Here is a 7,862-nt window from a genome sequence, read left to right as displayed (position 1 = left end):
TCATGAATTATGTTTGCATACATTTTTGTAGCTCGATGCCAAATCATTGTAGAGACGTAGCAATGCTACGTCTCTACATACCCGTGAATTGTAAATTCATATCTTGATTCAGCAACGCCGATTAATCACTTCCTTTTTAAACGCAGAGGTTCGCAAAGGAAAACGCACCAGGTAGCAGAGTTTTGGTAAAGAGATTTCGCGCGAACTTATGCAATTGAGTTCACCCGCATCAATGAAAGTCAATGGCAGGTTGCAGAAGTAGTGCGATCGCCCCCACAATCACGAATGATAATGTTACCCAAAATAAAACAATATTTAGCCTCATAGCGTTTCTATACCTTGTTGAGTTTGTGAACTGAAAATTGCCAAATCATCTGACATAGAGTGTTAGTTCTCAGGCTGCTATCTAGTTACAAAAAGCCTATGCCCGCAACCACTAGGTTTTCTGGGTATTGGAAATTTTATAAACTTCCAGTTTCCGAAAATCTACTCTAATCAGATGCTATGAAGACAAAAGAGCAATGATCGTCTTTCTTTAGAAAGGTTTGTTCAAAACCTCGGGTAGAAGCTTAAATAGGTATAGAGTGAGTAGCCCTTTCAATGTGGGTGAAAAACTTCGTGTCTTAGTGTCTTGGTGGTTCAATAAAATTTATTTTTTTAACCACCAAGACACTAAGACACCAAGAAAATTTATTGTTTAGATTATCTGTAAAATAAATTCCCGAGTGTCTAAAGACGCAAAATTTTGTGTTTGGTTAAACTGGTCTTTGCTGAGGACACTGTTTTTCCTGTGTTTTAATTTTTTGTTGAATTTTTGTAGGGATACCTAGTTTAGCATTGGTAAAAAGTCGTTCAAATTCACGCTGATAATGAGCAGCAACAATGGGATTTTCGATGACTAAAAGTGTTTCGTCGTTACCTTGATTTGCTGCTTCTGTCCAATTGTGAGAACCTGTAATTACTGTTTTACTATCAATAATACCGAATTTATGGTGCAATAAATCGCCTTTTGGTAATAAAGGTATACCCACAGTAGTAATAGGATTTTTCCAAGGATGATTGCCTACTTTGTATTTACATTTTTGACTGAGAGTTATTCCCATCATATCTAATGCTTCACTATAAGAGCGATAGGCAAAATCTGGCTCAATTAAAGCGCGAATTTTCACATTGGCATTATGGCGTAACTCCAGAATATTTGCCAAACGCTGTTCGGAAAATACAAACAGTGCCATATCGATGGAATTGCTGGCTAAATTTAAAGTTTTTTCAATCAAACCATTACTGCTTTGACTCCAGGGTTTAGTAGGAGAGGTTGGTGAAAAATTCAAGGTGATTTTGTTATCGCCTAATTTAATTGTTTGGGGATTTCGCAACGGTTTTTGCAAACCAAATTTACTGTCTGCCTGACTACCTAGTCCATCACCCCACATGATGTTAAATTCTTTTGTAAACATATTTGCTAATTCGGGGCTGTCAATTTTTAACAAATTGTTGGCATTACCCAGACTGCTGGAGTTACTAAAATCCCCGTGTACATCGCTCATAGTGAAGTTTGCAGAAGTGACTATCAAAAAGCGATTGTCCACAATTACAAACTTATGATGCATCAAACTGCTACCCTTAGAGCCATCGGCTGTGTCATCAATTAAAGGTATTCTGGCATTACCTAAAATTACCAATGCATCTCTTTGATTAATTTCTTCTGGATTTAGTTGACCATCTTGATTAATATCTGCAAATCGCCGAAAATCCTGATAGCGTTCTTGTTTCCTTTTCTCCAATTTATTAACTTTATTATGTGTAAAATTACTCCAAGGTAGACTATACTGATTTTCTAAAATTACTCTTACCTTTACGCCTGCTTTTTGTCTATCGACTAATGCTTGCGCTATTTTGGGTAAACGTAATTCTTGCACTGCTACATCGACTGTGGATTGAGCTTGAGAAATTGTATCAACAATCAATTTTTCTAAGTTGTCACCCTGACGAGTTTGCTGACGATAAGGTTCTAGATATTGGGAAGATTCGGAATGGTTAAAGTAAACTTCCACAAATGGATCTTGGGGCAGTGGTTCTAGACGCTTATTCTTCGACTGGCTTCGTTGACAGGCAGTGAGAGTTAGTATTACTACAAAGATAAAATAAAAACGCCATTGGGTAGAGAGAAAATACACGGTATTCAGATAAAAGTGTATTGTAATGAACACTTTTATGATTCCCAAAGCGTGAGGTTATTAAACGTATAGGGAAGCGAAAATACAAGATTGTAAAAATTTGGGAAATTAACTGTATAAGCTGAAAGTAGAGGCAGCCCGTGCGAAGGTGTTTTTACTGGAGAATCTATGCAAGTTTATCTAGATTACAGCGCTACTACTCCGACTCGAAAAGAAGCGATCGCAGTGATGCAAGCAGTCCTCACTCAACAGTGGGGCAATCCCTCCAGCTTGCATGAGTGGGGACAACGGGCAGCAACAGTAGTGGAACAAGCCAGAATGCAGGTAGCTGGTTTAATTAATGCACCTGCTGAATCGATCGTTTTTACTTCTGGAGGTACGGAAGCAGACAATTTGGCAATTATGGGTGTTGCCCGGTTGTATACCAAACCGCAACATATAATTATTTCCAGCATTGAGCATTCAGCTGTTGCCGAACCTGCACGCTTGCTAGAACAATGGGGTTGGGAAGTGACTCGCCTAAGGGTGGATAGTAAAGGTAGAGTTAACCCTCTAGATTTAAAGGCGGCGTTGCAGGATAATACTGTATTGGTGTCAGTAATTTACGGACAAAATGAAGTTGGCACAGTGCAACCCATTGCCGAACTGGGAAACATTGCTCGCAACGCTGGTGTACTTTTCCACACAGACGCAGTGCAGGTGGTGGGACGCTTGCCTATAAACGTGCAAACTTTACCCGTAGATTTGCTGAGTATATCCAGTCACAAGATTTACGGTTCTCAAGGTGCAGGGGCGCTATACGTGCGTCCGGGTGTAGAATTGGTTCCCCTCCTGGGTGGTGGAGGACAAGAAAAGCGGTTGCGTTCCGGTACACAAGCAGTACCTGCGATCGCTAGTTTTGGTGTAGCAGCAGAATTGGCGGGAAAAGAGATGGCGACAGAAACACCCCGATTGATGCAGTTACGCGATCGCCTGTTTTCCCAATTAGCTGATATCCCTGGTTTAATACCTACAGGCGATTTGATTCACCGCCTACCTCACCATGTCAGCTTCTGTTTGGAACACGCCGATGGTGAAAAACTCAGTGGTAGAACTCTGGTGCGGGAGTTGAACCGTGCTGGTATTGGTATCAGTGCTGGTGCAGCTTGTAATAGCGGTAAACTCAGCCCCAGTCCGATTTTGCTAGCAATGGGCTACTCCGACAAAGCCGCATTGGCAGGAGTTCGCATGACACTGGGGCGAGACACCACACAAGCAGATATAGATTGGGTAGCAATGGTATTCAAGCAGATTTTGCAGCGACTATCACCTGTAGAATTGGTTGTGATTAGTTAGTGGTTAGTAGATAGTGGTTAGTGGTTTTTTACAACTAACAACTAACAACCTAAAATCCAAAATTTTTTAATATGCCTGAACTACCAAACTCTCTAGAAGATGCGATCGCCCAAGCCCAAGTCGCTACACAAGCTGCCCTAGCGGATGGGTATACTAAACTACAAGTTGAGTTACTCTTTCCAGAACTCAAACTAATGCCAGTCGCCCAGCAATTTCTGCCCATATTTGAACAATACAGCGATAAACTGAAGGTTCTGTTTCCTGATGCGGGTAGTGCCGGTCTTGCTCGTCGCGACTGGACAGATGTACCATTTAAAATTACCGATATAGGTACTGGCAGGGCTGCTTCTATCCAGTCAAAAATTCAGCCAGAAGATGAAATTTTCTTGTTTATTGCTCCCACTTCACCAGAATTGCCGCAGTTAGAAAAAATCTGTGAAGAAATAGGCGATCGCCCCTTTGTAATGTTAAATCCCTTTCTGGAAGATGCCGGAAAGATAGGCATTGGCTATGCTGCTAGGCAAACCCGCATTCGTTTTTTTAATACAATTGAAGCTTGTTACTACCTCCGTCCCGTCTATGAAGGGGTAGCCCTATTCCGCTGCTATCCCAGAATGTGGGAAATTTGGGTAGAAAATGGTGGTGAATATCAAAAAATTGTGGAGTTACCGCAAAAACCCTCTGGCGATGACTTGGATCTGATTCTCGCGAAGGGACAAGCGTCAACATCCACAGAAGAAGCAATACCCGTGAAAAAGCCAAGTGTGTTCAGGGGTTTGCAAAGGTTCATCAAGGCGTTGAAAAATTAATTGATTTACATAACTTGGTGTCTTGGTGGTTAATAAAATTTATTTTTGAACCACTAAGACACAAAGACACAAAGAAAACTCAATCTTGCTAGAGATTAGGGACACATTAAAGTATCGCGAGTGTGCCGTCCTGTTACCGGATTAGTGCCTTTAGCTACTTTACACAATTTTTCCAACGTATCTTCACGCAGATAAGTATCAGTAAAATCTGCGCCATCAATAATTGCCCCATCAAACATGGTGCTGGTAGTAAACGCACCTTCTAATATCGCATTCGTCAAATTCGCTTTGGTCATCCGAGCTGATTCTAAATCGGCATAGCTTAAGTCTGCTCCGGTAAAATCTACCGAGGCTAAGTTTGCTGAAAAGAATCTGACTCCACGTAAGTTGGATTCACTGAATTTGCTATTGCGGAGATTAGCATGATCGAAGCTGGAATCTGTCAAGTCTTGTTTGGAAAAATCAGCTTCAATCAGGGTTCGGTTGTTATAGTTGATTGCTACAGCGCTTTGCGGGAAAGCTAAAGCAGTTGTGATGGCAATCACTGTCAAAAGCAATACACTGAGTATGCTTGTTCTAATCCGATCGCTTAACCTTGAACTCATCGTAATTTTAGCCAATGGCAAACCATCCTCCATATAATAATTATCCCGATATCGGTAACGCAGGAGAAGATCTAGTAGCACAATGGTTAAAATCTCAGGGTTGGGTAATTCTCCATCGGCGTTGGCGGTGTCGGTGGGGAGAGATTGATATTATTGCCCAGGATGGAGGAGTAGCAAAAAATGGGGTGATGGGGAGGTTGGGAGATGGGGAGAATTCAAATCTCACACCTTCTCCGATACTGGCGTTTGTGGAGGTGAAAACGCGCAGTCCTAGTAATTGGGATGCAGGGGGAAGAAACGCGATCGCCCTACAAAAGCAAGTTAAACTCTGGCGTACAGCACAGATGTTTTTAGTTAAACACCCCCAAATGGCAGATTATCCTTGCCGATTTGATGTTGCTATAGTTAGCTGTCAGCAAATCTCAACACAATTTACTGCGGTTAAAGTAATTGAAAAAAGTCTAGCTAATTATTCTACAGCGGCATATAAATTAACACTACAAGAATATATTCCTGCTGCTTTTGAGTTAGCTAATGATAATGGCGAATAGCTAATGGTTAATGACAATTAGCTATCACCAATTACCATTTATCAATCATTCATTTTTCTTTAGTAGCGTTAAAAATGAACTATATCATGCTAAAGTTTCTGGACAGTAACCCAATCCCCTCACAAATTGTTGGCGAAATGCTTCTATTTCCTCTCTTTCTGGGCTACCATGAGAGACGATAGCTACTTGATAGCGGCGCATAACGTCAACAGGACACTGTCCCGCCTCTAAGCTCCAAAGTGCCATTTGCACTCGCATTGGCGGTTCGTAGCTAATCCCTAATTCATTCAAGAAAGCCCTAATGTCACCATCTTCTTGGGGTGATACCTGGTTTCTCAATTTGACCCTAACCACCCAACCATCAATTTGATGAATTACGGTGACGAAGGAAACAGGTATTTGGGGTTTGGCGTGTAAGTATTGAACAACCCTCAGAGTGAGACTGGCATTTGCCAGATAATACAAGTATTCCATCTTGGTGCTTGGGATCAAAGCCAATCCTACATTTCTATTTCTATTATTGGTTGATTGAGTACAAAACCCGCTAGGGTAAAAGCCCCCGTTTTTAGATGGGGAGGTTTACCCAATTTTTATATAGGTGCTTAAGTGGTGGTTCAGTGGTACTTAATAGTATCCATCTTAAAGTCCAGGGATCAATTTCGCTGGCAATCCTTTAGAGTTCTTTTAGAAAGCACAACTCTAACCAGCTTGTTTAAGAAAGTCTAAATTGTAGATGCAACAAGAAATAACAAAAACTAATGACGATTCAATTTCTAGCCCGACAACGAAAAATTTGGAATTAGACTGTTCGTTAGCTGGGTATGATTATGAGTTACCGGCCGAACTAATTGCCCAGAATCCGGCTATTCCCAGAGATAGTTCAAGACTGTTGGTCGTAAATTCTCCGGATGTGGGTAAAGAAACTGCACCCTTACATTATATTTTCCGTGATTTACCGGAAATCCTCCGAACGGGAGATTTATTGGTAATGAATAATACGCGAGTGATTCCGGCACGGCTATACGGTCAAAAATCAACTGGGGCAGAGGTAGAAGTGTTGCTGTTGGAGGAACGACAGCATAATTGTTGGTTAGCCTTAGTGAAGCCGGGGAAACGCTTTAAGCACGGTTCAAAGATTGTTTTTGCAGCGAAGCTTGCGGAGAGTGGGGAAAATTTCTCCCCCTCCTCTAACTTGACTGCAATCGTCCTAGAAACCGACGCTGCAACAGGTGGGCGGTTCCTGCAATTTGATCTGCCAGAGGGAATGTCTTTGCTGCAAGTGTTAAATGTGTTTGGTGAAGTACCTCTGCCACCTTACATCACGGCAACTAATGCCCAGAGCAAACAGTATCAAACAGTTTACGCTCAAACTCCCGGAGCTGTCGCTGCTCCCACCGCTGGGCTACACTTTACTCCAGAATTGCTGGAACGATTGCGACAAAAAGGCATTAATCAGGCTTTTGTGACATTGCACGTGGGCGTTGGCACATTTCGCCCTGTGGAAGTAGAAGATGTAACTACTCACAAGATGCATGAAGAATGGATTGAAGTACCTGAGGCAACTGTAGAACAAATACGTGCCACTCAAGCAGCTGGGGGGCGAATTATTGCTGTGGGTACAACAGTAGTTCGTGCTTTAGAAGGGGCGGCAATTCAAGGAGAGTTACAACCATTTTGCGGCAAGACCGATTTATTTATTTATCCGGGTTATAAATGGCGGGTGGTGGAGGGTTTGATTACTAATTTTCACTTACCGCGATCGAGTTTGTTGATGCTGGTGAGTGCTTTAATTGGTAGGCTACGGTTGTTGAATGTCTACCAGGAAGCTGTAGCTTCTCGATATCGCTTCTATTCTTTTGGTGATGCAATGCTGATTTTGCCGGAAGCTAGAGGCTAGTACCGCTACCTTGGAATGATCTGGGCGGGCAGGATGCCCACCCCACAAGAATCATCGCTTGATTATGCAACGGCTGATTTTGGACATACTCAATTTTTTGTGTAATTTTTCCAGGTTTGGGCTATTATTTGAGCGTCTTTGCCAAAAAAACTCTCCTTGTCGCCATTACTCCAAGTAATGACACAGGCCTCTTGCAAGGACATATTCAGATGAACTTTCCGAAAGCGAATTTGGCGAGCATAAGCCAAATTCATCCAGCCTTTTGTGGGTGTTTGACAAAGAATGTGTTGTGTCATGATTGCTACCTCGACAAATTAACCAGTCACCTATGTGATGACTAACGCCAAGCGTAATTTCTCATCTCTAACCCAATACGGTTCAGATAATACCAATTTGAAAAAAGAATGCAACACATAGATAAGACCCCTCCCCAACCCTAAGCGAACTCGCGGGGAGGGGGCCGTCACCACGGGTGGGGTTATCTGCCC

The 7,862-nt window shown here is 42.2% G+C and carries 8 protein-coding genes; 4 read left to right on the top strand and 4 right to left on the bottom strand.

The genetic code is table 11. The features are described 5' to 3' along the window. Positions 1–755: 755 nt before the first annotated feature. Positions 756–2,177, bottom strand: coding sequence for a phospholipase D-like domain-containing protein (locus tag HXY43_RS19840; protein ID WP_290886569.1), 1,422 nt, complete (start codon positions 2,175–2,177; stop codon positions 756–758). A 168-nt stretch (positions 2,178–2,345) separates the two neighbouring features. Between HXY43_RS19840 and HXY43_RS19835 the strand changes: the two genes are divergently transcribed. Together HXY43_RS19835 and HXY43_RS19830 are read left to right on the top strand one after the other, a co-directional pair. Next, positions 2,346–3,512, top strand: coding sequence for a cysteine desulfurase family protein (locus HXY43_RS19835; RefSeq protein WP_290886563.1), 1,167 nt, complete (start codon positions 2,346–2,348; stop codon positions 3,510–3,512). A 71-nt stretch (positions 3,513–3,583) separates the two neighbouring features. Continuing rightward, the gene (locus HXY43_RS19830; RefSeq protein WP_290886560.1) at positions 3,584–4,321 is read left to right on the top strand and encodes a DUF1995 family protein; all 738 of its coding nucleotides are present in this window, start codon (positions 3,584–3,586) and stop codon (positions 4,319–4,321) included. 95 nt (positions 4,322–4,416) lie between these two features. On the opposite strand, the gene HXY43_RS19825 is transcribed toward HXY43_RS19830, so the two are convergent. After that, positions 4,417–4,926, bottom strand: coding sequence for a pentapeptide repeat-containing protein (locus HXY43_RS19825; protein ID WP_290886566.1), 510 nt, complete (start codon positions 4,924–4,926; stop codon positions 4,417–4,419). A 14-nt stretch (positions 4,927–4,940) separates the two neighbouring features. Here HXY43_RS19825 and HXY43_RS19820 point away from each other — a divergent pair, with 14 nt between their 5' ends. Continuing rightward, complete coding sequence (locus HXY43_RS19820) at positions 4,941–5,477, top strand: YraN family protein (protein ID WP_290886557.1); 537 nt, start codon at positions 4,941–4,943, stop codon at positions 5,475–5,477. An 84-nt stretch (positions 5,478–5,561) separates the two neighbouring features. On the opposite strand, the gene HXY43_RS19815 is transcribed toward HXY43_RS19820, so the two are convergent. Further along, complete coding sequence (locus HXY43_RS19815) at positions 5,562–5,951, bottom strand: hypothetical protein (RefSeq protein WP_026735752.1); 390 nt, start codon at positions 5,949–5,951, stop codon at positions 5,562–5,564. Positions 5,952–6,210: 259 nt separating this feature from the next. Between HXY43_RS19815 and queA the strand changes: the two genes are divergently transcribed. Further along, positions 6,211–7,374: a tRNA preQ1(34) S-adenosylmethionine ribosyltransferase-isomerase QueA gene (gene queA / locus HXY43_RS19810; protein WP_290886553.1), complete on the top strand. Its 1,164-nt coding sequence runs from the start codon at positions 6,211–6,213 to the stop codon at positions 7,372–7,374. An 89-nt stretch (positions 7,375–7,463) separates the two neighbouring features. Here the strand turns inward: queA and HXY43_RS19805 are convergent, their stop codons facing one another. Next, the gene (locus tag HXY43_RS19805) at positions 7,464–7,670 is read right to left on the bottom strand and encodes a hypothetical protein (RefSeq protein ID WP_026735754.1); all 207 of its coding nucleotides are present in this window, start codon (positions 7,668–7,670) and stop codon (positions 7,464–7,466) included. Positions 7,671–7,862: the final 192 nt, after the last annotated feature.

Source organism: Fischerella sp. (assembly GCF_013388695.1).
Lineage (GTDB): Bacteria > Cyanobacteriota > Cyanobacteriia > Cyanobacteriales > Nostocaceae > PCC9605.
This window is presented reverse-complemented; position numbering and strand designations above follow the sequence as displayed.